The following is a 26,556-nucleotide window of genomic DNA, read 5'->3' as shown; positions in this document are numbered from 1 at the left end:
CCGTTTCCTTCAAGTCACCTCTCCCGGTGCCGCCCTGCGGAGCCGGGAGAGTGTTGCATTTCGCTTGCCTTCACAAACAATCCTGACAAGACTGCACACCCCGCAAGCAGCGCTTCTCAAGGATGAATAATTAGGCATGACAGCCCGTCAGCGGATTCTGCCGGTCAGGCGCCAATATAATCAATGGGTCAACAACCAGACCCTTGAGGACTATGCACTGCGCTTCACCGCCAAGAGCGCCAGGCGCTTTTCCTCGCGGCTGATCTCCCAGACTGCCATCGGGGCGATTTCCTTTCTGGCGCTGGAGGCGATCGGCGGGGCCATCACCCTGTCCTATGGCACGGCGAATGCCTTTGTCGCGATCCTCATTGGCTGCCTAGCGCTACTGTTCGTCGGCCTGCCCATCGCCCGCTATGCCATCCGGCACGGCGTCGACATCGACCTGCTCACCCGTGGCGCAGGCTTTGGCTATATCGGCTCGACCATCACCTCGCTGATCTATGCCAGCTTCACCTTTCTGCTCTTTGCCATCGAAGCCTCGATCATGTCGAGCGCGCTGCACTATGCCTTCTCGATCCCGCTCTGGATCGGCTACGTCATCAGCGCCGTCGCGGTCATTCCCCTTGTCACCCATGGCATCACCTGGATCAGCCGGTTTCAGCTTGTCACCCAGCCATTCTGGATCGTCCTGAACATTCTGCCGTTCCTGTTCATCGCCTTCGCCGACTGGAGCGTATTTGCAGAGTGGATCCGCTTTTCAGGCATCGATCCGGCAACACAGGCACCAAGGCCCGAGATTGGCTGGGCTTCCGTCAACCTGATCAGCGTGGGAGCGGCTTCCGCCGTCATTCTGGCGCTGATGGCCCAGATCGGCGAACAGGTCGACTTCCTGCGCTTTCTGCCGGCCCAGGACCTGCCGCGCAAACGGCACCGGCTCTCGCTGTTTCTGGCGGGCGCAGGCTGGGTGCTGCTCGGCGCCCCGAAAATGCTGGCCGGGTCCTTCCTGGCGGTGCTCGCCTTGTCCGCAGGCATTGGCCCGGATCATGCGGATGAACCCTCGCGCATGTATGCGGTCGCCTTCGGCTACATGCTGCCTTCCGAACAGGCCGCTCTGTTGCTGATGGCCGCCTTCGTCGTGGTGTCCCAGCTCAAGATCAACGTGATGAACGCCTATGCGGGCTCCCTCGCCTGGTCGAACTTCTTCTCCCGCCTGACCCACAGCCATCCCGGGCGCATCGTCTGGCTGGTGTTCAATGTCGCCATCGCCCTGCTGCTGATGGAACTGGGCATCTACGAGTTGCTGGAAGAGACCCTCGGTGTCTTTTCCATCATCGCCATGGCGTGGCTGTCGACCATTTCCGCCGATCTCTTCATCAACAAGCCGCTGGGGCTTTCCCCTCCCGGCATCGAGTTCAAGCGGGCCCATCTCTACGACATCAATCCGGTCGGCACCGGAGCAATGTTCCTCGCGGCGACCGCCGGTATCCTGGCGCATTTCAACTATTTCAACGCGGAAGCAGCAGCGCTCGCCCCTTTCGTTGCCATGGGCGTTGCCTATCTGGCAGCCCCGGCCATTGCCCTCGGCACCAAAGGGAAATATGCGCTGGCCCGCAAGCCCCGGCGGCACTGGAACAGCAAGTCGACCATCACCTGCTCGATCTGCGAAAACCCGTTCGAGCCGGAAGACATGGCCTATTGCCCGGCCTATCAGGCGCCGATCTGCTCGCTCTGCTGCTCGCTCGACGCCCGTTGCCACGACCTTTGCAAGCCCAAGGCACGGCTCGCCCATCAGGTCGGTGTTGCCGCTGCGCATTTCCTGCCGGAAAAAACCCTCGGCCACCTGCGCACCCGCCTCGGCCGCTACGCCCTGACAGCGGTCCTGTCGTCTGCGGCCATCGGTCTTGTCCTTTGGATCATCTCCGCCCGCGCGGTCGGCCTTTATCCGGAGGCGGCCGGGATCATCGGGCAGACCATTGCCCTGATCTTCTTCGTCTTCGCGGTCGCAGCCGGCATAGCCTCCTGGTTTCTGGTGCTCGCCCATGACACGCGGCACGTGGCGGAGGAGGAATCCGCCCGCCAGAATGCCCTGCTGCAAAAGGAAATCGACGCCCACAGCAAGACCGACGCCGCACTTCAGAAAGCCAAGGAAGATGCGGAAGCGGCCAACCTGGCCAAGAGCCGCTATGTGGTCGGTCTCAGCCATGAACTGCGCACGCCGCTCAACTCGGTGCTGGGCTATGCCCAGGTGATGGAGCGGGACGAGACGATCCCGGAAAACCGGCGGGCAAACCTGCACACCATCCGCCGCAGCGCCGAACATCTCTCCGGACTGATCGACGGGCTGCTGGACATTTCCCGCATCGAGGCGGGACGCCTGCAGGTCTATTCCAACGAGATCGACATCCACGATTTCCTCGACCAAATCACTGACATGTTCGAGATGCAGGCCGGAGCCAAGGGCCTCAAGTTCGTGCATGAACGCTCGCCCAACCTGCCGGTTCATGTGCGCACCGATGAAAAGCGCCTGCGGCAGATCCTGGTCAATCTCCTCACCAACGCCATCAAGTTCACGGAAGAAGGCTCCGTCAGCCTTACCGTCGGCTACCGCTCTCAGGTGGCAACCTTCACGGTCACCGACACGGGTCCCGGCATCGCTTTGGAAGAACAGTCCAAGGTGTTCGAACCCTTCGGGCGGGGCGAAGGCGAGAAGATCCAGCGCACACCCGGCCTCGGCCTCGGACTGACCATCACCAAGCTCCTGACGGAGACCCTGGGCGGCGCGATCGCGCTCTCCAGCGAATTGGGAAAAGGCTCCCGCTTCGAGGTGCGCCTGATGCTGGCTGCGGTCGCCCAGTCGGCACGACCCCGCCAGAAGGAAGAGCGCATCACCGGATACAAGGGCGCCCGGCGGACGATTGCGGTTGTCGATGACAATCCGGATCACCGGGCCCTGGTCTGCGAGATCCTGAAGCCGCTCGGCTTTGACGTGCTGGAGGCGGCAAACGGCGCCGGCTGCCTGGCTCTCTTGACCAGCTCTGCGCCTGAGCTCTATCTGCTCGACATCCTGATGCCGGACATGAACGGCTGGCAGCTGCTTCAGGAGCTTCGAAGCCGCGACATTCAGGCCCCGGTGATCATGCTATCCGCCAACATCGCCGACACGTCCCTGCATCCGGGCGGAGCGGAACTGCACGACGACAGCCTGTCCAAACCTTTCGACGTCAGCCAGCTTCTGGCAAAGCTGCGCAAGCATCTCGATCTGGAATGGACCAGCGTCCCTCAGACGGGCGCGGCAAATGGCCAGTCCCTCAACGGCCTTGATGCCGATCTGGTTCATCCGGGGGCTGGCCATCTTGATGAATTGATCAGCCTTGGCCAGATCGGCTACATCCATGGCATCGAAGCGAAGCTGAAGCAGCTTGAAACCGATCCGCGCAACGGGCCACTGGTCGCGCGCCTGCGCGGCCATCTCAAGCAGTTCGACTTTGACAGCTACACCGACGTGCTGGAAGGACTTGCCGCCCATGACTGATCAGCACCGCGACATTGTTCTTGTGGTCGACGACTCGCCCGAGACCCTCGGTTTCCTGACCCAGGCGCTGGAGAACTCGGGGCTGACTGTTCTGGTTGCCACCAGCGGCAAGGGCGCGCTAGCCATCACTGACCGGGTTACCCCGGACATGATCCTGATGGATGCGGTCATGCCCGGCCTCGACGGCTTCGAGACCTGCAGCGAGATCAAGGCACGGGCGCATCTGAGCCATGTGCCGGTGATTTTCATGACCGGCCTCAGCGAAACCGAACACGTGGTCCATGCGCTGGAATCCGGCGGCGTCGACTTCCTGACCAAGCCGATCAACATCGACGAGCTTCAGGCCCGCATCCGGGTTCATCTGGCCAATGCCCGCTCTGTCCAGAGCGCCCGAATTGCCCTGGACGCCGCCGGGCGCCATCTGGTGGCAGTGTCCCGCAGCGGACATCTTGGCTGGTCCACGCCCCAGGCCCATCAGTTGGTCGGCAGCGGCGCGGACGGCAGCGGCATCCTGAGCGAAATTGCCGACCATCTGGGAAAATGGCTGAAGGGCACGGAAGGGACAGCTGCCTCTGCCCCCTTTCCGCTGACACTCTCCAATGGCCGCCAGGTGCAGATGCAATATCTCGGAGCGGTCGGTCCGGACGAATGCCTGTTCCGCATGAGCGCCCAGAATTCGGAGGACGAAGGCGGAGTTCTGCGCGAGCATTTCGGCCTGACCGCCCGGGAGGCAGACGTGCTGCTCTGGATTTCCAAGGGCAAGGCCAACAAGGACATCGGCGAGATCCTTGGCCTGTCGCCGCGCACGGTGAACAAGCATCTGGAACAGATCTACCAGAAGCTGGGCGTCGAGAACCGCGCCTCTGCCGCCGTGCGGGCCGCACAGGTGCTGCACGCCCTTTAAATCCGGCTCAGTTTTCCGGATTCCGGTTGCGTTCGGCGGGCAAGCCCCCTATAAGCGCCCGGTCCAGAGTCGTCCGGCTCTTTCGGAGCTGGATTTCTGCGTCCTGTCTATATGGGATTTTCCACTCGGGTCTACCCGGTGGATGCAGACCGCCCGAATACCAAGGGCATGCCGTGGCGACCTCTCGATGCACCAACAAGACAGCGGATAGCTTGCTATCCGCACCAATGAAAGGATGCAAAATGCCCAAGCTGAAGACCAAGTCTGGAGCCAAGAAGCGCTTCAAACTGACCGCGAGCGGCAAGGTGAAGACCGGGCAGGCTGGCAAGCGTCATGGCATGATCAAGCGCACGACGAAGTTCATCCGCAGCGCACGTGGCACCACCACGCTGGCTCCGCAGGATGCGAAGATCGTCAAGCAGTTCCTGCCCTACGCTTAAGCCTTAAGCACCTGTTTTTTAAGGAGTACTCCCATGTCGCGCGTTAAAAGAGGCGTTACCGCCCATGCTCGTCACAAGAAGGTTCTGAAGGCCGCCAAGGGCTACTACGGCCGCCGCAAGAACACCATCCGCGTCGCCAAGCAGGCCGTCGAGAAGGCAGCACAGTATGCCTACCGCGACCGCAAGGTTAAGAAGCGGAACTTCCGTTCGCTCTGGATCCAGCGCATCAACGCTGCGACCCGCGAACACGGCATGACCTATGGCCGCTTCATCGATGGCCTGAACAAGGCTGGCATCGAAGTCGACCGCAAGGTTCTCTCCGACCTCGCCATCCATCAGCCGGAAGCCTTCAAGGCCCTGGTTGACAAGGCTGAAGGCGCTCTGGCTGCCTAAGGCACCAGACCCTGGAAAAACGAAAGGCGCCACTCGAAAGAGCAGCGCCTTTTTTGTTTCTGCAACAAAACAAGCATACTTCACTCTGACTGACCGCAGGTGACAAGAACGGGTCCGGGCCGCAAGATCACGCAAAGTGACGGGAGGCTACGAACCTCGATAACAGGGAAACACCAAGACAATGCAGTTGCTACAGTCGTTCTTCGGGCTCATCGGAGACCTGACCTGGGGATGGGCTCTCATTCCCTTCCTCGTCATCATCGGCGTCTTTTTCACAACGGTGTCCGGCTTCGTCCAGTTCCGCTACTTCGGACGGATGTTCCAGGTCCTCTCGACGAAATATCAGACGACCAATCCGAAGGCGATTTCCGCCCGTGAAGCGCTGCTTCTGTCCGTTGGCGGCCGTGTCGGCGGCGGCAACATTGCCGGCGTTGCGGTGGCAATCTCGGTTGGCGGCCCCGGCTCCATCTTCTGGATGTGGGCCATTGCCCTGGTCGGCATGGCAACCAGCCTCATCGAATGCTCCCTGGCCCAGCTCTTCAAGCGCTCCTCAGGGGATGGCACCTATCGCGGCGGCCCTGCCCGCTCGATCATTCACGGCCTTGGCGCGGACTACCGCTGGCTGGCCGTTCTCTATTCCATCTGCCTGATCGCCTCCTTCGCCATCGGCTTCAACGCCTTCCAGGGCAACACGGTTGCCGGCGCTGTCGAGGAGAGCATGGGCATTGACCGCCTGTGGACCGGCATCCTGCTGACCGGCATCACCGGCCTGATCGTGTTTGGCGGCATTCACCGCATCGCCAAGGTGTCCGACATCATCGTTCCCGTCATGGCGATCGGCTATCTCCTGATGGCTCTGATCGTGATCGCCCTGAACATCACCGAAATCCCGCACCTGATCTACACCATCTTCACCAGCGCCTTCGGCCTGGACGAAGCCATTGGGGGCGGCATGGGCGCGGCCCTGAGCCAGGGTCTCCGCCGGGGCCTTTTCTCCAACGAAGCCGGTCTTGGCTCTGCCCCGAATGTCGCGGCAACCGCAGAAGTGCGCCATCCGGTCAGCCAGGGCATCACCCAGTCCCTGTCCGTCTTCATCGACACGATCCTGATCTGCAGCTGCACCGCCTTCATCATCCTGCTCGGCGACGTCTATCAGCCGGGCGTGGAAGGCATTGACGGCGTAGTCCTGACCCAGCAGTCCCTTGCCTTCCACCTGGGCGGCTGGACCAGCTATTTCCTGACCGGCGCGATCCTGCTCTTCGCCTTCAGCTCGATCATCTACAACTACTATCTGGGCGAAAACGCGCTGAACTTCCTGACCGAAAACCGGATCGTCCTGACGGGCCTGCGCCTAGTCGTGATGGCGCTGGTCTTCCTCGGCGCCTCTGCGCCAGATGCCACGTCCGTGTTCTTCTTCTCGGACCCGCTGATGGGCCTGCTCGCGCTGGTGAACCTCATCGCACTCCTGATGCTGTTCCCGACGGCCAAGCGGCTGCTGGACGACTACCGCGGCCAGCTCAAGTCCGGCGTCGCGCATCCGGTGTTCAACCCGGACAAGTTCGCCGATCTGGACCTGGACCGCACAGCCTGGACCGGCAAGGAACGCTAGGCCGCAAGTGCCAGACAAATCCAAAAAGGCGCAGCTCGAAAGGCTGCGCCTTTTTCATATGAAGGGCAGGACCTAGCCGCCGACCCGTTCGAAGACCACCGGACCACGCTCGCCCGCCCGCTGGGTGGGGTCGGTGAGATCCCACTTCAAGGGAAAGACGCCGAAGCGCAAGGTGCCGCTTTCAAGCCAGGCCCGGTCATAGACCCGGCTTCCCGTTTCCGGGAATCGCGTCTGCGAACAGGTCTTCCCGGAAACATCCCTTGGCTGGTTCAGTTGCCAGCCGGACAGGCCACAGCCCATTTCCTCCGGCTTTGCGTTGTAGAACCCCACCACATCCTCGGCCTGCGGGGTCATCGTGACGCTGCCCGTATCCTGATCAACCAGGAACTGGCCGATTGCTTCCTGAGTCAGGGCAACCTTGCCCTCATAGACGACGTGAACGGTCGGGACGGCACAATCCGCCTTGGCAAAGAGCTGCGCGACCGCTTCAATCGGCCCCTCCCCCGTCTGGCCTGTCTCTTGAGGAATGTTGAGGGCGACCGTCATGCCATGGCGGCCGTTCTTGCCGATGGGAAGACATGCCGTCTTCCAGCTGCCGGCCAAGGCCGGGGCTCCGGCTGCAATCTGCGCATCTGCCGGCCCCGCCACGCCCATCATGACAGCACAGAGCAGACCCAAACCAAGTCCTGCCGCTTTCATCGCCCAACGTCCTTCTACTCTTGCGTGAAGGCCGCAAACTCACCAATCATGACGGCTCAATTGGGGCTGGTTCGAGACAGTCCACAAACGATTTGGAGACATCGGAATGGCAGCAGATCACGTCATCCTTTTCGACTGCGAATGGCTGGCAGAAGAGGGATCCATGAAGCGGTTGTGGTGCTCGCCGGATGATCCGGATCCTGTCGTTGTTCAGATCGGCGCCGTGAAATTGTCTCTGAAAGCCCCCTATCCCGTTCTAGACACCCTGCGTCTGCACATCCTGCCCAGCAACAGGTCGGGAGAGCCGGTGCCGCTCCCGGACTTCTTCACCGGCCTCACCGGCATCAGCGAAGCGGTTCTGGAAAGCGAGGGCCTGCCGCTGGATCAGGCCTTGCTCTCCTTCACAGACTTTGCCGGAGAGGCAGACCTCTGGTCCTGGGGCAAGGACGAGATCTACCTCATGGCGATCTCCTGCTATCTGAGAGGTCTGCCGCCGCCACTGCCTGCCACCCGTTTCTTCAGTGCGGCAAGCCTGATGACCAAGGCAGGCATGTCAAAGGAGGACAGGGAAAGAACACGCAGCTCCGGACTTGCCCGCTACTTCCAGCTGGACATGCCGGACTTGCCCGCCCACGACGGACTGAATGACGCTCTCGGCATTGCCCTGTCGCTCCAGCACCTGCTGCGCAGCGGCCGCCTCAAAGCCTCGGATTTCCGGGGCTAAAAGTTAAAATCGCGTGATCTTGTTAACTTTTATGATCACGAATCAAGGAATTCTGCGGGTAAAAGGTTAACAAGCCTCATAAGCTGGCATACCTATTGCGAGGGACCAGTCAGGAACGGAGCCTCCGTACCGATCTGGAACAGGCAAGGTCACCAGCGTGCAAGTTAACCCGGTCAGATATTCCGCGCGTCCCAATATGAGGCAGCGCCGTCCCTATGAGGGGCAGCGGGAAGAACCGCGCGACGAGCAGGCTTTCAAGATCCCGCCCGTGCCGCTGGAACCGCGTCTGGAAGAAGCCCATGACCGGATGATCGCCCGCTATCGTCCGAACTCGGTGTTCCTTGCCCATCTGATCGCCACCCGCGATCACGACCCGCAGACCCGGACCAAGCGCCAGACCGAACCGGAAAACGGCGTGCGCACCTATCGCGAAACCGCCGCCAGCCCCCGCAAGCGCGCCGCCGGCTACGTTCTGTCCACGAGCCTTTAAAGGTTCCCCTCACCCCAACCCTCTCCCGGAGGGAGAGGGAGTAGGCTGCGGCAAGACGTTGGACCGCAGCCTTCAAGTGCCCCTCCAACGGCCTCCGATTGGAAAGACCTGAGAGAGGATTGCTGCATCTAGCGCTGCAATAACGCTGAGGAAAGGCGTGCGGCGATAAACGAAGCTCTCGCTCGGCGCACGGGTCATCTCCGGCATGAGGCTCAAGCGCGAACCCTCACCCCCGCCCTCTCCCAGAGGGAGAGGGGGTAGGCTGCAGCAAGTGTCGATGCAGTAAGTCAGCCCAGTCTCTTTGGCAATCGAGTGTCGCCGGACATTACAGCCCCTCCCCACGACAAGCCTCTCCACCACCTCTCCCAAGTCTGGGAGAGGTCGACGCGAAGCGGCGGGTGAGGGTTGGAGGCAGAAACACAGAAAAGTCCGCTTGATAATGTCCTGCGATGACGAGGGAGGAAAGCGGGGCATAGGCCAATATGCGGGTCATCTCAGGCGCAAGGCTCAAGCGCAAGCCCTCACCCCGGCCCTTTCTCAGAGGGAGAGGGGGTAGGCTGCGGCAAGCGTCGATGCAGCAAGTCAGCCCAGTCTCTTTGGCAATCGAGTGTCACAGGACACTACAGCCCCTCCCCACGACAAGCCTCTCCACCACCTCTCCCAAGTCTGGGAGAGGTCGACGCAAAGCGGCGGGTGAGGGTTGGGGCTGATCAGGCCAGACCGGCGATTGCCTTGGCGAAATCGGAGGCGGAGAAGGGTTCGAGGTCTTCGACGCCTTCGCCGACACCGATGAAATGGACCGGCAGCTTGTGCTTGGCGGCGATGGCGACGAGGATGCCGCCGCGGGCGGTACCATCCAGCTTGGTCATCACCAGACCGGTTACACCGGCGACACGGCCGAAGATCTCGACCTGACTGAGCGCATTCTGGCCGGTGGTGGCATCGAGCGTCAGGAGCACCGTATGCGGGGCTTCCGGGTCATGTTTCTTGATGACGCGGATGACCTTTTCCAGCTCATCCATCAGCTCGGTCTTGTTCTGAAGACGGCCCGCCGTGTCAATCAGGAGCACGTCGACGGCCTTTTCCTTCGCACGCTTCATGGCGTCAAAGGCAAGGCCTGCCGCATCCGCACCGGTTTCACCGGCAACCACTTCGGCACCGGTGCGCTTGCCCCAGATCTTCAGCTGCTCCACGGCGGCAGCACGGAACGTGTCGCCAGCGGCCAGCATCACGCTCTTGCCTTCACGGGCGAGCTTCTGGGACAGCTTGCCGATGGTGGTGGTCTTGCCGGTGCCATTGACGCCGACCATCAGCACCACATGGGGCTTGCGGCCGCTGTCGAGATCCAGCGGCTGGGCCACAGGCGCAAGTACCTTCTCCACTTCCTCGGCGAGAACCGAACGTACTTCTTCCGGCGAGATTTCCTTGTCGAAGCGGCCATCTGCCAGACGCTCGGTGATCGACATGGACGTCGCAACACCCAGATCCGCCTGGATCAGAACGTCCTCCAGATCTTCCAGCATTGCCGCATCAAGCTTGCGCTTGGTGAAGATCGAGCTGATGCCCTCGGTGAGAGCCGAGGAGGAGCGGGAGAGGCCCTGCTTCAGGCGCTGGAACCAGGACTGCTTGCGGGCAGGTGCGGGTTCGTCCACGACCGGTGCAGGAACGGCAGTTCGTTCGTCCGCAGCCTGTTCTGGAACCAGCTCATCTACTGGCAGCTCTTCTTCTGATCCAATCTTCGGGGCAATCTCTTCTTCCGGTTCCAGACCCTGGGAAGGGTCAACGGACGTATCCGGAAGGCCTGCAGAAATGGCGGCTTCTTCAGCGCTGGTGCCGGTTTCCGACTGGGCGGGAGCAGCAACAAGCGTTTCCGGCTCGTCCTCTGCCTTCTTTTCCTCAACCGGGAGAGCAGGCTCCAGCGGGGCCGTTGCGTCAGGAACATCAGCCCCGGCATCTGACCCGAGATCGGCCTCAGGTTCGGCGTCCTGGACAAGCGGTGCTTCGGTCTCCGGTGTCTCGGGCGTTTCCTTGCCCCCGAACAGCCGACCAAAAAAACCGCGTTTCTTCTCGCTCATAAACCTGCCCCGATACCGGGTCCTGAGCCCCGGCTCTGCGTTGGCCCGCCTGGCACCTCAGCCCGGCAGAGCCTGAATGATCTCAAGACCTGCTCTCCTGCGCCCCATACGCAGAAAAAGCCGGTCAGGCCGCAGCGGCAGCCACCACCTCGCCAAGAAGGTGACGGCCCGTGTGGCCCGTGATGCGGACATTGAGGATTTCACCGGCGATGCCGCCGGAAATCTCCGTCTGCGTGAATTGTTCGGTGCGTCCCAGACCTTCCTTCTCGATCAGGACCGGGCGCAGCTTGCCAACTTCGCTGGCGAGATAGTTTGCCAGCACTTCCTCGCCCTTCGCACGCAACCGTGCCCCGCGCTCCTTGATCAGGTTGCGCGGCAACTGCGGCATGCGGGCCGCAGGCGTGCCGGGACGCGGCGAGAACGGGAAGACATGCAGATGGGTCAGCCCGCATTCATCGACGATGCGCAGGCTGTTCAAGAACATCTCTTCGGTTTCCGTCGGGAAGCCAGCGATGATATCTGCGCCGAACACCACATCCGGACGCATGCGGCGCACGTCCTCGCAAAAGCGGATGGTGTCAGCGCGCAGGTGGCGGCGTTTCATGCGCTTGAGGATCATGTCGTCACCGGCCTGCAAGGACAGGTGGAAATGCGGCATCAGGCGTTCGTCTTCCGCAATCACCCGCATCAGGTCGTCATCCGCCTCGATGCTGTCGATGGAGGACAGCCGCAGACGCTTCAGGTCCGGAACCATCTTCAGGATCTTCGCCGTCAGGGTGCCGAGCTTCGGCAGTCCCGGCAGGTCGGACCCATAGGAGGTGATATCGACACCGGTCAGAACGATCTCGTTATAGCCGTTCTCCACCAGGCGGCGGATCTGGTCGATGACCACGCCCATCGGCACGGAACGGGAATTTCCGCGGCCATAGGGAATGATGCAGAAAGTGCAACGGTGATCGCAGCCGTTCTGAACCTGAACGAAAGCGCGTGCCCGGCCTTCCAACCCGTCGATCAGATGGCCAGCGGTCTCTTCAACGCTCATGATGTCGTTGACGCGGACCTTTTCGCTGTCATCGATGCCAAAAGCGGCAACCTGGGCGTAGGACTTGCGCTCCAGCTTCTCGGTGTTGCCGAGCACCAGATCGACCTCAGTCATCTCTGAGAAGGTAGCGCTTTCCGTCTGGGCGGCGCAGCCGGTGACGATGATCCGCGCATTGGGATTATCCCGGCGGGCCTTGCGCACGGCCTGACGAGCCTGGCGCACGGCTTCATTGGTCACGGCGCAGGTGTTGATCAGGATGGCATCCTTGAGGCCGGCAGCCTCTGCCTCCCGCTTCATCACTTCCGACTCGTAGGAATTCAGCCGGCAACCAAAGGTGACGACATCAATGCTCATGCGGAGGCACCTGCCTTGAGATCGGCAGCAGCCGATGCATCCTGGTCCGCATCCCCCGGGCCGGTCTTTTCGAAGGCCAGCGTGCCGAGATCGGCTTCCGCCTCGTACTCGATTTCCGTACCGCCGGTCATCATCACGTGGTCGTCGCTCTCGCGCCACTCGATGCCGATGGGGCCACCGGGAAGATGGATCGTGGTCTTGCGGCCGGTCTTGCGGTCCCGCGCAGCTGCCACTCCGACAGCACAGGCCGCCGTGCCGCAGGCCAGCGTCAGACCAACGCCGCGTTCCCAGACCTTCACCCGGATCTCGTCCGGCGCGAAGATGTGGGCCAGCGAGATGTTGGCGCCTTCCGGGAAGACCGGATGATGTTCAAGCAGCGGACCGACCTTGCTGAGGTCATAGGCTTCCACATCGCTGACCCAGAAGATGCCGTGAGGATTGCCCATGGAAACAGCGGCCGGTGTGTGCAGGATCGGATCATCGATCGGCCCGATCTGCAGTTCGATCGCTCGGGTGTCGGCGAACTCTTCAGCCAGAGGGATCTGGTCCCAGCGCAGGCGCGGCTTGCCCATATCCACGGTGACGACACGGGCATCTTCCGTCGCATAGGCATGCAGAAGGCCGGCATTGGTTTCGATGGTGACATGGTCCTTGCCGCTTTCCTCCATCAGGAGGCGGCCGATACAACGGGTGGCATTGCCGCAGGCATTGACCTGGGAGCCATCGCAATTGTGGATGCGCATGAACGCGTCAGCGCCCGCCGGGGACTTCTCGACCGTGATCATCTGATCAAAGCCGACGCCGGTCTCGCGGTCGCCAAGCTTGGCAATCTGATCCGGAGTCAGGCGCAGCGGGGTTTCCCGCGCATCCCAGACCAGGAAGTCGTTGCCAAGACCGTTCATCTTCAAAAAGGGCCTGCGCTCTTGCGCCATACCGGTGACCATCATGTTCATGAGAGTGGAACAACAGCTCCGCCCGGGAGCTTTGCCCCCTATATGGCGGAAAACCGGGCCGATTACCAGTCCGGGTTACCTGCAGCTGTCCGCGTTTCGTCTGAACATCCTTAAAGCGTGGCGGCTTCAAAGGTATTGCAGGCTTTCAGGTCGCCTGTCTCGAAGCCCTGACGGAACCAGCGGGCCCGCTGGGCGGAGGTTCCGTGGTTGAAGGTTTCGGGCACCGCATAGCCCTGCGCCTGTTTCTGCAAAGTGTCGTCACCAATCCTGGAGGCTGCATTCAGCGCTTCCTCGATGTCGCCATCCTCGATGAAATCCCGCTTGCGGGCGGCGTAATGCGCCCAGATGCCGGCGTAGCAATCGGCCTGAAGCTCCACGCGCACGGAAAGAGCATTGGCTTCGCGCTCGCTCATGGTGCGGCGGGCCTTCTGATATTCCGGCAGGACACCGAGCAGGTTCTGCAGATGATGACCGACTTCATGGGCCAGAACATAGGCCTGGGCGAAATCGCCCGGCGCATTCAATTGACCGGCCAGCTGCTTGTAGAAGGACAGATCGATGTAAACTTTCTGATCCGCCCCGCAGTAAAAGGGACCGGTGGCAGAAGTGGCATTACCGCAGGCTGATGGCACTGCGCCGGAGAAAAGCACCAGGGTCGGCTCCGGATAGTTCTCGCCATACTGACCCAGGATATGGCTCCAGGTGTCTTCCGTGTCAGCCAGGATGACCGAGACGAACTGAGCCTGCGGGTCGTCCGGAGTGCCGCGGGAAGCCGGTTCGGAGGTCTGATAGTTTCCGCCGCCGGAGGATCCGTCCAGCCCCTGAAGCAGGGTCATAGGGTCAATGCCGGTGAACCATGAGATGGCGAGCACGACCAGAACGCCGGTGAGCCCGAGCCCGCCACCGACACGCACGCCGCCACCGCCCCGGGTATACCCGGCCGAGCGGCGGTCTTCGATATTGTCACTCGTCCGGCGGCCTCTCCAGCGCATGGCATTCCCCCAAATCTTGCAAAGAGGCGGCTGGCAATTGCGCGCCTCGTCAGATCCCATAGCCGGATCGTCTGTCTGGAACAACGCGGCAAGTGCCGCAGCGTTCCCGTCAGAGCCCGGAAATCTCCATCACCGCGCCCCGCCTCAACCGCGACAGGATGAGACGCATGTGCCGGGGCGCGACAGCCACACAGCCTTCGGTCGGGGTGTAATTTTCCCGGGCGAGATGGAAAAAGATCGCACTGCCCCGCCCCTTGACCGCCGGAGCCATGTTGCAATCCAGAACCACCACGATGTCGTAGAGGTGGTCGTCCCGCCACATCTTCTCGTGGCTCGCGGCAAAGGGCAGCGTCACAGGCCGGTTATAACGGAAATGGCGCGGATCATCGCACCAGCCATCGTCCGGCCGGATCGGCTCGCAAGGCACGCCTCCGGCAAGCCGAGCCTGCCGGTCGGCCCGGTAATAGGCGCCCAGCAGGGCAAACCGGCCAACGGGCGTTGCGCCGTCGCCTTCGCGTTTCAGACGCGTCAGACCCGACCTCCCGATGGCACACGGAACCGTGATCGGACCGAGCTGCAGAATTCCCTTCGTTTTCTGACCGGGACGAACCCGGACCACAAGTCTTTCCGCCGCTTTTCTCACCCGGTCGTTCCCTGAAGCCTTTTCATGCGCACTGCACGCAGGACCTCTTGATAACCCTCCGCTGACCCCGCCGTGAAGAAGAATTGACGCAGAACCTCTTGTTTGGCGATGATTTCCCTCGCACAAACAGGTCACACGACCCATGTTGTTCACGTGATGCTGATCGGGTCTTTAAGAAAAATCCGTTGGCGCAAGGCCAGAGCGAGGAACCAGAGATGACAGCCCGTACCATTCTCATCGTTGATGACGACAATGATCTGCGTGAGGCATTGGTCGAGCAGTTGTCACTCTATGACGAGTTCGAGACCATCCAGGCAGACAGCGCCGCAAGCGGCATTGCCAAGGCGAAGGACGAATCCATCGACATGCTGCTGATGGACGTCGGCCTGCCGGATATCGATGGGCGCGAAGCCGTGAAGCTGCTGCGCAAGAACGGCTTCAAGGCGCCGATCATCATGCTGACCGGTCATGACGGCGACAGCGACACGATCCTGGGTCTGGAAGCCGGTGCCAATGACTATGTCACCAAGCCGTTCAAGTTCGCGGTTCTTCTCGCCCGCATGCGCGCCCACCTGCGCCAGCACGAGCAGAGCGAAGACGCGACTTTTGCCATCGGCCGCTATTCCTTCCGCCCGGCCGCCAAGCTGATGCTGGATGAAAAGGGCTCGAAGGTGCGCCTGACGGAAAAGGAAACGTCGATCCTGAAGTTCCTCTACCGGGCAGGCGAGAAGCCGGTGACCCGCGACATTCTTCTGCATGAGGTCTGGGGCTACAATTCCGGCGTGACGACCCACACACTGGAGACCCACATCTACCGCCTGCGGCAGAAGATCGAGCGGGACCCGTCCAATGCGGAACTTCTGGTCACAGAAGCCGGTGGATATAAGCTTGTGCCCTGAAACCGCGCGGCGTAAAGCTTAAGAATGAGCCTTATTCAGGATATCGCCATACTGCAGCAGATCCCGATGTTGTCGGACTTCGCCGACGACCAGTTGCGTCTGCTTGCCTTCAGCGCGGAAAGTCTCGACTACCGCAATGGCATGATCCTGTTTGATGAGGAAGAAAGAGCCGATGGCGGTCTTGTGATCGCCGCCGGCGAAGTCAGCCTGCAGAAGCGCGGGCCGGACGGGTTCGACGAAGTTGACCTCGCGCCGACCGGCAGCCTCCTCGGCGAAAGCGCCCTTCTGGCCGATACCAAGCGCCCCTGCCGGGCCGTTGCCATTGGCGCGGTCCGGGTGATCCGGATCCGGCGGGCCCTGTTCAAACGCATGATCCAGGAATATCCGGAACTGGCCCGGCGCCTGTTCGAGGCCCATGCCAACCGCTTCCGCGCAACGGCCACGGCCCTCGCCCCGCTTGGGGACACGTTCGAACAACTCGAACAGATGCTCGCCGCCCGCGAGTTGCGCGGCAGCGCCAAGTCCTGAGCGGACTCCCCTTTTCAGGCTGCCTTTAGCTTGCTCCGAACCATCGGCAGAAGCATCTGCAGCATTCTGATGACCGCAACGCTCAAGCCTGCAATCCCCACCCAGACTGCGGGCCGAAGCTCGTACTGCACGTCGAAATTGGCCAGGAACACCAGCTTGGCAGGAATGCCGGTTGCCAGGGCATACCAGGCAAACTCGATGCCTGCCGCAGCCGCAGCACCGCCGGCCGCACAGCCTGCGAGAACAAGTGGGCTCGCCAGGGGCAGTTTCAGGCGGACCGCGATACGGTAAAGCATCAGCAGCGCAAAAAGCCCTGCCATCAGCACGGCGGATGAGACATCCGACTTGGACTGCAGGAAATAATGCCACAGAGCCAGACCTGCGATCGGATAGACCAGCATGTGTAACTGGTTCCACCGGCGCCCCAGCCTGCGGATCATCCGGTCAAAGGACGTGATGCCCAGAGCCGCAAGGCCGAGCAGGGCGACAAAGCCGATGGTCAGATAAAACCGGAGCGCGATCTCGCTCACGACCTTGGGAAGGCTCCAATGCTCCGAGGCAACGTAGAGCACCAGATGCAAAAGCACATAAAAGAGCACAGAGACGCCGATCATCCGCCGCACACCGATCAGCTTGTTCCAGGAGAAAATCCGGCGGGCCGGAGTGATGGCCAGCGAGAGAACCAGAAAACGGACTGCCCAATCGCCGCTCTCGTGAATGGCCAGCTCATAGGGCTCGGGAAAGACCGGACCGAAGAACAGGAAGAAGAGCAAATCCGCGGCCGGAGCCAGCAGGATGAGGAAAACGGCAAGCCGGAAAACGGACAGCCGGCCTTGCCGGTCCATCCAGGGCATCGCGCTCAAGACAGTCGAAACCTGGGTCATGGCTTCTGACGTAAAACGGAAACGCGCGCCGCGCATCCCAAATCTGTTCAAGCCGCTGTGAAGGCTGCGCGAGGATACGGCGCCACACAAACAATCAACTCAATTCTCAAGAGTGCAGATAAGGGAAACCGGCCTTTCCCCACGCCGTCATTCCGGGCTTGAACCGGAATCCATGCCGTTCCGCCTCCACAAAGCACTGCGTTTCCATGTGGCGAGGTTACGGAATGGATGCCATGGTCAAGCCATGGCATGACGAAGACGGAGGGGATTTCTCATGCGGAAAGGCTGACCTAGCCAGTTCTCCCGCCCGAAATCTTTGGGATTGTCACCCCGGACACGGCGCAACGGAGGTCCGGGGTGACAAATGTCAGAACAGCCAGGCCCGAAAGGCCTGTTGGCTTACGCCCAGGGGCGGCTTTCGGCGGCCTTGGCTTCGAAATTGTCGATCTTCGGAGCCTTTTCCATGGTCAGGCCGATGTCGTCGAGACCGTTCAACAGGCAGTGCTTGCGGAACGGATCGATCTCGAAGGAAATCGAACCACCATCCGGGCCCTTGATGGTCTGGGTTTCCAGATCCACGGTCAGGGTGGAGTTGGCGCCGCGGGAAGCATCGTCCAGAAGCTTGTCGAGTTCTTCTTCAGACACGCGGATCGGCAGAATGCCGTTCTTGAAGCAGTTGTTGTAGAAGATGTCGGCGAAGGACGTGGAGATCACGCAGCGGATGCCGAAATCGAGCAGAGCCCACGGAGCGTGCTCACGGGAAGAACCGCAGCCGAAGTTGTCGCCTGCGACCAGGATCTGTGCGCCCTTGTAGGCCGGCTGGTTGAGGACGAAATCCGCGTTGTCGGATCCGTCTTCATTGTAGCGCATCTCGGAGAACAGCGCGGTGCCGAGGCCCGTGCGCTTGATCGTCTTCAGATACTGCTTCGGGATGATCATGTCCGTGTCGATGTTGATGATCGGCAGCGGAGCGGCGACACCGGTGAGCGTGGTGAACTTGTCCAAGGCGATAACCTCCAAAGGTCTCTGGCTTGTTGTCTTGTTTTGATTATCAGGCAGCGAGGCTGGTTGCCGCATCGACCCCCAGCATCAGGTTCAGGTTCTGGACGGCAGCGCCGGACGCGCCCTTGCCCAGATTGTCATAAACGGCGATCAGAACGGCCTGAGCGCGGGCGTCATTGGCAAACACATGCAGACGCAGCGTGTTGGTGCCGTTGTGCGCTTCCGGGTTCAGGTCCTTGGACGAGCCGGTGTCTGCAAGCGGGGCCACTTCGACAAAGCCATCCTTGATGGCAGCGAAATGGTCGGCGATAGCAGCATGGAGCTCGGCGCCCGTCGGCACCTTCGGCAGAGCCGAAAGCTGCAGCGGAATGGCCGTCAGCATGCCCTTGTAGTAGTTGCCGACAGACGGGGTGAACAGCGGAGCCTTGGTCAGGCCGCTGTAAGCCGTCATTTCAGGCAAGTGCTTGTGATTGAAGGTCAGGGCGTAGGGCGCAAAGGTGTTTGCGCCAGCGCCTGCTGCTTCATAATCGGCGATCATGGACTTGCCGCCGCCGGAATAGCCGGAAATGCCGTTGTAGGTGAGCGGCAGATCTGCCGGCAGAAGACCGGCTTCGATCAGAGGACGGGTCAGGGCGATCAGGCCCTGCGGCCAGCAGCCCGGATTGGACACCCGCTTGGATGCAGCAATCTTCGCGCCCTGATCCTTCGCCATTTCGGCAAAACCATAATCCCAGCCTTCGGCAACCCGGTAAGCGGTCGAGGCATCGATCACCCGGGTGGTATCGCTGGTGATCAGCGACACGCTTTCCTTGGCCGCATCATCGGGCAGGCAAAGAATGGCAACATCTGCAGCGTTCAGCAGATCTGCACGGGCAGAGAGATCCTTGCGCAGATGATCAGGAATGGAGAGAAGCTCCAGATCCCGGCGCGCAGCAAGGCGCTCGCGAATCTGGAGTCCAGTCGTTCCAGCTTCACCATCAATGAATACGCGCGCGACCATGGTCCCGGCTCCCTCTCCTGCCTGTCACGGAAAAACCCGTGCCTATTACACCCAAATGCAGGAGATGTCACCGCATCGCAAGCGCCGCAAACTCAACGGGCCATTGAATGATACTCATGATTGGGACGCATGTCGGTGGCCGCAGCATGCCGGTTGGTCATGTTGAAGAAGGCGGCAACGGAGGAAATGTCCCAGATATCCCGGTCGGTGAAACCGGCCTTGCGCAGGTCTTCCCGGTCGGCCTCGACGATTTCGGACGGCCGCTCGGTCAGCTTGACGGAAAAGTCCAGCATCGCCCGCTGACGCTGTGAAAGATCCGCCGCACGGTAATTCATCACCAGCATTTCGCCGAGGACCGGATCGCCGGACAGCTCGCGAACCGCCGCCCCATGGGCCGTCAGACAATAGAAGCAGCGGTTGATGGAGGACACCACGACGGCAATCATCTCCCGCTCGAGCTTCGTCAACTCGCTATGACCCAACATTAAATCGTTATAAATGTCTGTAAAAGCTCGCAACTTCTTGTCGTCGAAAGCATATGCCCTTAGGACATTAGGTACGAGACCAAGCTTTTCCTGACACAGGTCAAAATACTTCTGTGTTTCTGCACTCAACCCAGCACCTTCGCTCACAGCCAGTGCAATCACCCTCTCGTCAGACATGCCACCTCCCAGTTGACTGTTTTGTCATCACTTCATTCAATATCTCACGCTAGCATGAACGCGATCCAGCTCCATATTCAGAATGACTGGATCGGAAAGGGACGGAAATGCCGGATAAAAAACAGGGCGCAAAAGACGCGCTGATCGAGTCCATCCATCAATCCCTCAAGACGGAGTCGGAGGCACTTGCCGATTTTGCCCGCGAATTCTATCTGCGCGGCGCGGCGGAGGATCTCGTCAACTACTCCGAGGAAGAGCTGTCGGCCTTTGCCCGCCATGCCTGGACTGACTTCCAGTCCCACCAGAAGGGCACGCACCGGGTTTCCATCGTCAACCCCGGCTTCAAGGTTGCGGGCCAGCTGGCTGGCGAGCTGACCATCGTCGAAGTGGTCAATGACAACATGCCGTTCCTGGTGGATTCGGTGATGGCCGAGCTCCAGGAGAGCCGCCTCGACGTTCACCTCGTCCTGCACCCCATCTTCAATGTTGAGCGCGACGCCAACGGCACCCTTGTGTCCGCCACCGGCAAGAGAAAAGGCGCGCCCCGGGAAGATGACCAGGAAAGCCTGATCCACATTCATATCGGCCGGATCGATTCCGAGGAGGCCCGTCAGGCCCTTCAGGACCGCCTGACTGCCGTGCTGAATGATGTCGGCGCAGCCGTTCATGACTGGACGGCGATGAAGAAACGCCTCGTCCGTGCCATCAACTCCTACAAGACCGGACAGGCCGCCAGCGGCGGAGACGACCTTTGGGAAGCCATCCACTTCCTGGAATGGATGGCCAACGACAATTTCATTTTCCTCGGCATGCGCGAATACCGCTTCGAAGGCGGCGTGGCCGATGGCGAACTGTCTCCGAACGACGGCACCGGCCTTGGCCTGCTCGCCAATCCGGATGTGCGCGTTCTGCGCCGTGGCAACGAGTTCGTGCAGATCACCCCGGAAGTCCGCGAATTCCTGATGAAGCCGGACCCGCTGATCATTGCCAAGGCGAATGTGAAGTCGAAGGTCCACCGCCGCGTCCATATGGAATATGTCGGCGCGAAACTGTTTGACGAAGACGGCAAGCTGGCGGGCGAACTGCGCATCGTCGGCCTGTTCACCTCCACGGCCTATACGGAGCCGACCAGCACCATCCCGTTCCTGCGCCGCAAGGTTGCCAGCGTTCTGGCCAAGGCCGGCTATGACCCGGAAAGCCATTCCGGCCGCGCCCTGACCAACGTGATGGAAAGCTTCCCGCGCGACGAACTGTTCCAGATCGACAAGGACACGCTGTTCGATTTCGCGATGACGATCCTGCAACTGGACGAGCGGCCGCGCATCCGGGTGCTGGCCCGCGCCGACCGGTTCGACCGCTATGTCTCGATCCTCTGCTTCGTGCCGCGCGACCGCTACACGACAGAAGTGCGCCTCAACATCGGCACCTATCTCGCCTCCGTCTTCGACGGCCGCCTGTCCGCCTGGTACGTGACCTATCCGGAAGGCCCGCTCGCCCGGGTGCATTTCATTATTGGCCGCGATAAAGGCCAGACGCCGCAGCCGGACCAGGAAGAGCTGGAAAAGGCCGTTGCGACCATGGTGCGCACCTGGCCGGACGGCCTGCGCGATGCGCTGAAGGCCCGCTTCGACCCGGTCAAGGCGCGCGAGCTGTCCGACCGCTACGCCCTGGCCTTCCACGGCGGCTACAAGGAAGTCTACAGCGCGGAAACGGCGCTGATCGACGTGCTGAAGCTCGAGACCCTGTCCCGGGAGCGCCAGACAGCGATCACGTTCTTCCGCAACTCCGGTTCGCTGGACAACCGCTTGTCGCTGAAGGTGTTCCATCTGGATGCCCCCATCCCCCTGTCGGCCCGCGTTCCACTGCTGGAAAACATGGGCTTCAAGGTGATCAACGAGCGGACCTACCGCATCACGCCGACGGATCAGGACCTGTCCTATCTGCATGAGATGACGCTTGAGGCCAGCCGCGCCGGAGTTGTTGCGGATCTTGCCGATGACCTCAGGGACCGGCTGGAAAGCCTGTTCATGGCGGTCTGGATGGGCCGGGCAGAAAACGATGGCTACAACGCACTGGTGCTGAGCGCAGGCCTTGCCTGGCGCGACATTGCCGTGGTGCGCGCCCTGTCCCGCTATCTGCGCCAGGTCGGCATCCGCTTCTCCGAAGACTACATGTGGACCACGCTCAACAACTATCCGCAGATCACCGCGAAGCTGGTCGAGCTGTTCCACGCAAGGTTCAATCCTTCTGCCAGCGGCAAGGACCGGGACGTGGAAACCGCCCGCCTCGAAAGCGAGATTGCAGCGGCGCTCGACACCGTGTCGAGCCTCGACGACGACCGCATCCTGCGCCGGTTCCAGAATGTCATCGACAGCATTCTGAGAACCAACTTCTTCCAGCTTGACGACAAGGGCCAGCCCAAGCCGGTCTTTGCCTTCAAGATCAACTCCCGCAATATCGAGGATATGCCGCGCCCGCGGCCCTTCCGCGAAATCTTCGTCTACAGCCCCCGCGTCGAAGGCGTGCATCTGCGCTTCGGCATGGTGGCCCGAGGCGGCCTGCGCTGGTCCGACCGGCCACAGGACTTCCGCACCGAAGTTCTGGGCCTCGTCAAGGCGCAGCAAGTGAAGAACGCAGTGATCGTGCCCGTTGGCGCCAAGGGCGGTTTCGTGCCGAAATTCCTGCCCGATCCGGCAACAGACCGGGAAGGCTGGTTCCAGGAAGGCACCGCCAGCTACAAGATCTTCATCAACGCCCTGCTCGATGTCACCGACAACCTGATCGAGGACAAGGTCGTGCCGCCGGCAAGTGTCCAGCGCTATGATGGCGACGACCCCTATCTGGTGGTGGCCGCCGACAAGGGCACGGCAACCTTCTCCGACACGGCCAATGGCATTTCCGAAGGCCGGGACTTCTGGCTGGGAGATGCCTTCGCCTCCGGCGGTTCTGCGGGCTATGACCACAAGAAGATGGCCATCACGGCCCGTGGCGCCTGGGAAGCGGTCAAGCGCCACTTCCGCGAGATGAACCGGGACATCCAGACCGAGCCCTTCACGGTGGCCGGCGTGGGTGACATGTCCGGCGACGTCTTCGGCAACGGCATGCTGCTGTCCAAGGCCATCCGGCTCGTGGCCGCTTTTGACCACCGGGACATCTTCCTGGATCCGGATCCGGATCCGGCGAAGTCCTGGAAGGAGCGCAAGCGCGTCTTCGATCTCGGCCGCTCCTCCTGGAAAGACTATAACGAGAAGCTGATTTCCAAGGGCGGCGGCATCTTCCCGCGCTCGGCGAAGTCGATTGCCCTGTCTGCGGAAGTGCAGGCCCTGCTGGGTATCTCCCGGCCTCAGGCAACGCCTCAGGAAGTCATGACCGCGATCCTGCGGCTGAAGGTCGATCTGCTCTGGTTCGGCGGCATCGGCACCTACATCCGGGCCTCTTCGGAGACCGACGCGGATGCAGGCGACCGCGCCAATGATGCGATCCGCATCACCGCCAGCGAAGTGGGCGCAAAGGTCATTGGCGAGGGCGCGAACCTGGGCATGACCCAGCGGGCCCGTATCGAGTTCAACCGCAAGGGCGGCCGCTCCAATTCGGACGCCATTGACAACTCGGCAGGCGTGAACTCTTCCGACATGGAAGTGAACATCAAGATCGCCCTGGGTGCGGCCGTGAAGGCCGGCAAGCTGACGGTCGAACAGCGCAATGACCTGCTGGCCCGCATGACCGATGAGGTCGCCGGACTGGTTCTGCGCAACAACTACCTCCAGACCCTGGCCATCTCGATGACCGAGCGCCGGGGCATGGAAGACTTCGGCTATCAGGGCCGGATGATGCGCCAGCTGGAACAGGCAGGCCTTCTGGACCGGGCGGTGGAATTCCTGCCGGATGATGCCGGTCTGGCCGAAATGGCCAAGGCGGGCACACCGCTGACCCGCGCGGAACTGGGCGTGCTGCTCGCCTATGCGAAGCTGACGCTTTATGACGAGCTGCTGTCCAGCACGGTTCCGGATGACAGCTATCTCAGCCGTGAACTGTTCCGCTACTTCCCGGATCAGATGGCAGAGGCCTACAATGACGAGATTTCCGGCCATCGCCTGCGCCGTGAAATCATCGCTACCATGCTGGCCAATTCCATGATCAACCGGGGCGGGCCGACCTTCATGACCCGTCTCATGGACCAGACCGGGGCCAGCCCCGCAGACATCGCCCGCAGTTTCGTCGCCGTCCGCAACAGCTTCGACCTGACGGATCTCAATACGGAAATCGATGCCCTCGACAACACGGTCGATGGCAGCATCCAGCTTGAGCTCTATTCGGCGGTCGAGGATCTCCTGATCGAGCAGGTTGTCTGGTTCAAGCGCAACCTGTCCTTCGAAGGCGGCATTTCCGACGTGGTCGAGCGGTTCGGCACCGGCATCGCGGATCTGCGGTCACGCCTTGCCAACCTACTGGGCGAAGATCAGTCGGCCGAGTTCGAACGCCAGACCACCCGCTTCATTGAAGCCAAGGTTCCTGAGGCTCTTGCCCGCCGGATCGCCTGGCTGCCGATGGAAGCGGCAATCCCCGATGTGGTGATCGTTGCCGAAGAAACCTCCGCCAAGCTGGACCTGGCGGCCAAGGCCTTCTTCGATGTGGCAGCCCATTTCCGCATCGGCGCCATGGATGCGCTCGCCCGCGAGCTGACGATCTCCGATTACTATGACGGCCTTGCCCTTGACCGTGCCCGGTCGATCCTGGCCGCCGCACATCGGGGCATCGCCAAGGAAGCGATCGCAAGCGGAAGCTTCGAGACATGGCTGTCGACCCACGAGCACTCGGTGGCCCGCACCACACGCACGGTCAACGAGATCCTGGACGGCGACCTCAGCGTCTCCAAGTTCTCCGTGGCAGCAAGCTTGCTGGCTGAACTGACCAAGTAAGGGCCTGCGAGCCACAAGGCTCCCTACGCAAGCTCCAGCGAATGTGCTAATCCCCGGCTACATGCCGGGGATTTTCATTTCATCCTGCGGTTCCGGCGGCGCGGATGCCGCGTGCAGGAGGATGCTGCGATGAGTGAAACAATTCCCCCTGCCCGCCCCTTGGCCCTGTGGTCCTGGATCCTGTTCGACTGGGCCGGCCAGCCGTTCTTCACCCTCGTCACCACCTTCATCTTCGCGCCTTTTGTGGCAACAGCCCTCGCAGAGACACCCGAACAGGGACAGGCGCTGTGGGGCTTTGCCACATCGGCCTCCGGCCTCGCCATCGCCCTGTTCGCGCCAGTCCTTGGTGCGATTGCGGACGCCACCGGCCATCGCAAGCCCTGGATCCTGGCCTTTTCCATTCCCTTCGTGATTGCCTGCGCCGTTCTCTGGTTCGCGGAGCCGGGAACACCGTACGGCCTGACCCTTGCCCTGCTGAGCTTTTCGGTTGCAACGCTCTGCATGGAGTTTGCCACCACCTTCAACAACGCCATGATGACGGATCTCGTGCCCCGCACCCATGTGGGGCGGCTGTCCGGCACAGGCTGGGCCGTGGGATATGTGGGAGGTCTTGTGAGCCTTGTGCTCGTGCTTGGCTTTCTTGCCGCCAGCCCGGAAACGGGCAAGACGCTGCTCGGTCAGGATCCGCTTTTCGGCTCGGATCCGGCAAGCCGGGCAGGCGACCGGGCCACAGGGCCGCTTTCTGCGCTCTGGTATGCGGTTTTCGTGCTGCCGCTGTTTCTGTTCACGCCCGACGCCCCGCGCCGCTCGGCCCTCGGCCCGGCAGTCCGCATCGGGATTGCAACACTTGTCTCCAGTCTGCGCCTGGCCCGGACCAACAAGCGCGTCTTCCTCTTCCTGCTCGCCAACATGGCCTACAAGGACGGGCTTGTGGCGCTCTTTGCCTTTGGCGGCATCTATTCGGCGAGCCAGCTTGGCTGGGAGGCTTTCCAGATCGGCATTTTTGCGATCCTGCTGACGGTAGCCGGCACGTTTGGCGCAATCCTCGGCGGGCGGATGGACGACCGCTACGGCCCCAAGCGGGTGCTCTTTGCCTCTCTCATTCTCCTGACCATCGGCAGCCTCGGCGTGATCTCCATTGACCGGGACACGATCCTCTTTGTGATGACAGTTCCTGCGTCTCAGACCCCAGGCCTGACCGGATCCTTGCCGGAACTTCTGTTCCTGTTCTTCGGCGGCGTGATCGGCTTTGCGGCGGGACCGTTGCAATCGGCCTCGCGCAGCCTTCTGGTTCACCTCGCCCCGGAAGAGAATATCGGCCAGTATTTCGGCCTGCTCGCCCTCTCCGGAAAGGTGACGAGCTTCCTGGCACCGCTCGCGGTCAGTCTTGTCACGGTCGCAACCGGAAGCCTTGCCGCCGGCATGTCTCCCATTTTGGCGTTCCTCGCCCTCGGTGCTGTCCTTCTGGCGCGGGTCCGGTAGGAAAATAAACAGAAAAAACAATAGGAAGACGTGCATTCTTTCGGGCACACCAAACCCAGTATCCTGCCCGAACGGCAGATTTACGCCTCACAAAGGGTATCCGTTTGATCCCGCAACGTCCGGCTGATCCCTGTCTGTTTTTCAAGTGATTAGCCGGATACTGCCCAGAAGGCCGCGGCCACTGGCGTGAGGTCCGAAATGAAGCTTCAGAGCCACTCAAGGCGGCAGAAGCAGCCTTGCGCAACCAGATTGACTTGCACATAAGAAATCCTGAAACATCTGCTCAAACAAAGCCTTGAGCCAGTTCAAAGCAGGTTTCAGCACAATCCA

Annotated in this window: 21 protein-coding genes; 11 read left to right on the top strand and 10 right to left on the bottom strand. The window is 61.4% G+C overall.

Annotated elements, in window-relative coordinates; all coding sequences use genetic code 11:
• Positions 1–136: 136 nt before the first annotated feature.
• The 5 genes from BUA94_RS18060 to BUA94_RS18040 all read left to right on the top strand — a co-directional run bounded on the left by BUA94_RS18060 (position 137) and on the right by BUA94_RS18040 (position 6,878).
• Positions 137–3,532 carry an ATP-binding protein gene (locus tag BUA94_RS18060; RefSeq protein WP_073014713.1) on the top strand — a complete coding sequence of 1,132 codons (3,396 nt, stop codon included), beginning with the start codon at positions 137–139 and terminating at the stop codon, positions 3,530–3,532.
• Positions 3,525–4,436 (top strand): response regulator transcription factor, encoded by a 912-nt coding sequence (locus tag BUA94_RS18055; protein WP_073014712.1) that lies wholly within the window; start codon positions 3,525–3,527, stop codon positions 4,434–4,436. The genes BUA94_RS18060 and BUA94_RS18055 overlap by 8 nt, the downstream gene beginning before the upstream one ends.
• A 242-nt stretch (positions 4,437–4,678) precedes the next feature.
• Positions 4,679–4,876: a 50S ribosomal protein L35 gene (rpmI, locus tag BUA94_RS18050; RefSeq protein ID WP_073014916.1), complete on the top strand. Its 198-nt coding sequence runs from the start codon at positions 4,679–4,681 to the stop codon at positions 4,874–4,876.
• A 33-nt stretch (positions 4,877–4,909) separates the two neighbouring features.
• Positions 4,910–5,269 carry a 50S ribosomal protein L20 gene (rplT, locus tag BUA94_RS18045; RefSeq protein ID WP_073014711.1) on the top strand — a complete coding sequence of 120 codons (360 nt, stop codon included), beginning with the start codon at positions 4,910–4,912 and terminating at the stop codon, positions 5,267–5,269.
• 181 nt (positions 5,270–5,450) lie between these two features.
• Positions 5,451–6,878 carry an alanine/glycine:cation symporter family protein gene (locus tag BUA94_RS18040; RefSeq protein ID WP_073014710.1) on the top strand — a complete coding sequence of 476 codons (1,428 nt, stop codon included), beginning with the start codon at positions 5,451–5,453 and terminating at the stop codon, positions 6,876–6,878.
• A gap of 72 nt (positions 6,879–6,950) precedes the next feature.
• Here BUA94_RS18040 and BUA94_RS18035 read toward each other — a convergent pair whose 3' ends face one another.
• The gene (locus BUA94_RS18035; protein ID WP_073014709.1) at positions 6,951–7,577 is read right to left on the bottom strand and encodes a hypothetical protein; all 627 of its coding nucleotides are present in this window, start codon (positions 7,575–7,577) and stop codon (positions 6,951–6,953) included.
• Between the two features lie 106 nt (positions 7,578–7,683).
• On the opposite strand from BUA94_RS18035, the gene BUA94_RS18030 reads away from it, so the two are divergent.
• Positions 7,684–8,301: a 3'-5' exonuclease family protein gene (locus tag BUA94_RS18030; RefSeq protein WP_073014708.1), complete on the top strand. Its 618-nt coding sequence runs from the start codon at positions 7,684–7,686 to the stop codon at positions 8,299–8,301.
• A 196-nt stretch (positions 8,302–8,497) separates the two neighbouring features.
• Positions 8,498–8,791: a hypothetical protein gene (locus tag BUA94_RS18025; protein ID WP_208980145.1), complete on the top strand. Its 294-nt coding sequence runs from the start codon at positions 8,498–8,500 to the stop codon at positions 8,789–8,791.
• Positions 8,792–9,501: 710 nt separating this feature from the next.
• On the opposite strand, the gene ftsY is transcribed toward BUA94_RS18025, so the two are convergent.
• From ftsY to BUA94_RS18000, 5 genes are all read right to left on the bottom strand, one after another.
• Complete coding sequence (ftsY, locus tag BUA94_RS18020; protein WP_073014707.1) at positions 9,502–10,866, bottom strand: signal recognition particle-docking protein FtsY; 1,365 nt, start codon at positions 10,864–10,866, stop codon at positions 9,502–9,504.
• 124 nt (positions 10,867–10,990) lie between these two features.
• On the bottom strand, positions 10,991–12,262 hold the full coding sequence (gene mtaB, locus BUA94_RS18015) for a tRNA (N(6)-L-threonylcarbamoyladenosine(37)-C(2))-methylthiotransferase MtaB (RefSeq protein ID WP_073014706.1): 1,272 nt from the start codon (positions 12,260–12,262) through the stop codon (positions 10,991–10,993).
• Positions 12,259–13,215, bottom strand: coding sequence for a diaminopimelate epimerase (gene dapF, locus BUA94_RS18010; protein WP_235860637.1), 957 nt, complete (start codon positions 13,213–13,215; stop codon positions 12,259–12,261). The genes mtaB and dapF overlap by 4 nt, the downstream gene beginning before the upstream one ends.
• Positions 13,216–13,325: 110 nt before the next feature.
• Complete coding sequence (ypfJ, locus tag BUA94_RS18005) at positions 13,326–14,207, bottom strand: KPN_02809 family neutral zinc metallopeptidase (protein ID WP_073014913.1); 882 nt, start codon at positions 14,205–14,207, stop codon at positions 13,326–13,328.
• A 109-nt stretch (positions 14,208–14,316) separates the two neighbouring features.
• Positions 14,317–14,826 carry a L,D-transpeptidase family protein gene (locus BUA94_RS18000; RefSeq protein ID WP_235860636.1) on the bottom strand — a complete coding sequence of 170 codons (510 nt, stop codon included), beginning with the start codon at positions 14,824–14,826 and terminating at the stop codon, positions 14,317–14,319.
• Between the two features lie 239 nt (positions 14,827–15,065).
• Here BUA94_RS18000 and BUA94_RS17995 point away from each other — a divergent pair, with 239 nt between their 5' ends.
• The gene (locus BUA94_RS17995; RefSeq protein WP_073014704.1) at positions 15,066–15,749 is read left to right on the top strand and encodes a response regulator transcription factor; all 684 of its coding nucleotides are present in this window, start codon (positions 15,066–15,068) and stop codon (positions 15,747–15,749) included.
• A gap of 24 nt (positions 15,750–15,773) precedes the next feature.
• On the top strand, positions 15,774–16,277 hold the full coding sequence (locus tag BUA94_RS17990) for a Crp/Fnr family transcriptional regulator (protein ID WP_073014703.1): 504 nt from the start codon (positions 15,774–15,776) through the stop codon (positions 16,275–16,277).
• Between the two features lie 14 nt (positions 16,278–16,291).
• On the opposite strand, the gene BUA94_RS17985 is transcribed toward BUA94_RS17990, so the two are convergent.
• The 4 genes from BUA94_RS17985 to BUA94_RS17970 all read right to left on the bottom strand — a co-directional run bounded on the left by BUA94_RS17985 (position 16,292) and on the right by BUA94_RS17970 (position 19,825).
• Positions 16,292–17,161: a protein-methionine-sulfoxide reductase heme-binding subunit MsrQ gene (locus tag BUA94_RS17985; RefSeq protein WP_073014702.1), complete on the bottom strand. Its 870-nt coding sequence runs from the start codon at positions 17,159–17,161 to the stop codon at positions 16,292–16,294.
• Between the two features lie 399 nt (positions 17,162–17,560).
• Positions 17,561–18,166: a 3-isopropylmalate dehydratase small subunit gene (gene leuD / locus BUA94_RS17980; RefSeq protein ID WP_073014912.1), complete on the bottom strand. Its 606-nt coding sequence runs from the start codon at positions 18,164–18,166 to the stop codon at positions 17,561–17,563.
• 46 nt (positions 18,167–18,212) lie between these two features.
• Positions 18,213–19,163 (bottom strand): N-acetyl-gamma-glutamyl-phosphate reductase, encoded by a 951-nt coding sequence (gene argC / locus BUA94_RS17975; protein WP_073014701.1) that lies wholly within the window; start codon positions 19,161–19,163, stop codon positions 18,213–18,215.
• A gap of 92 nt (positions 19,164–19,255) precedes the next feature.
• The gene (locus tag BUA94_RS17970) at positions 19,256–19,825 is read right to left on the bottom strand and encodes a peroxidase-related enzyme (RefSeq protein WP_073014700.1); all 570 of its coding nucleotides are present in this window, start codon (positions 19,823–19,825) and stop codon (positions 19,256–19,258) included.
• A 107-nt stretch (positions 19,826–19,932) separates the two neighbouring features.
• Here BUA94_RS17970 and BUA94_RS17965 point away from each other — a divergent pair, with 107 nt between their 5' ends.
• Positions 19,933–24,744 carry an NAD-glutamate dehydrogenase gene (locus BUA94_RS17965; protein WP_073014699.1) on the top strand — a complete coding sequence of 1,604 codons (4,812 nt, stop codon included), beginning with the start codon at positions 19,933–19,935 and terminating at the stop codon, positions 24,742–24,744.
• 129 nt (positions 24,745–24,873) lie between these two features.
• Positions 24,874–26,226 (top strand): MFS transporter, encoded by a 1,353-nt coding sequence (locus BUA94_RS17960; protein ID WP_073014698.1) that lies wholly within the window; start codon positions 24,874–24,876, stop codon positions 26,224–26,226.
• The last annotated feature ends 330 nt before the right edge of the window (positions 26,227–26,556 follow it).

Origin of the sequence: Roseibium suaedae (assembly GCF_900142725.1) — a bacterium.
Lineage (GTDB): Bacteria > Pseudomonadota > Alphaproteobacteria > Rhizobiales > Stappiaceae > Roseibium > Roseibium suaedae.
This window is presented reverse-complemented; position numbering and strand designations above follow the sequence as displayed.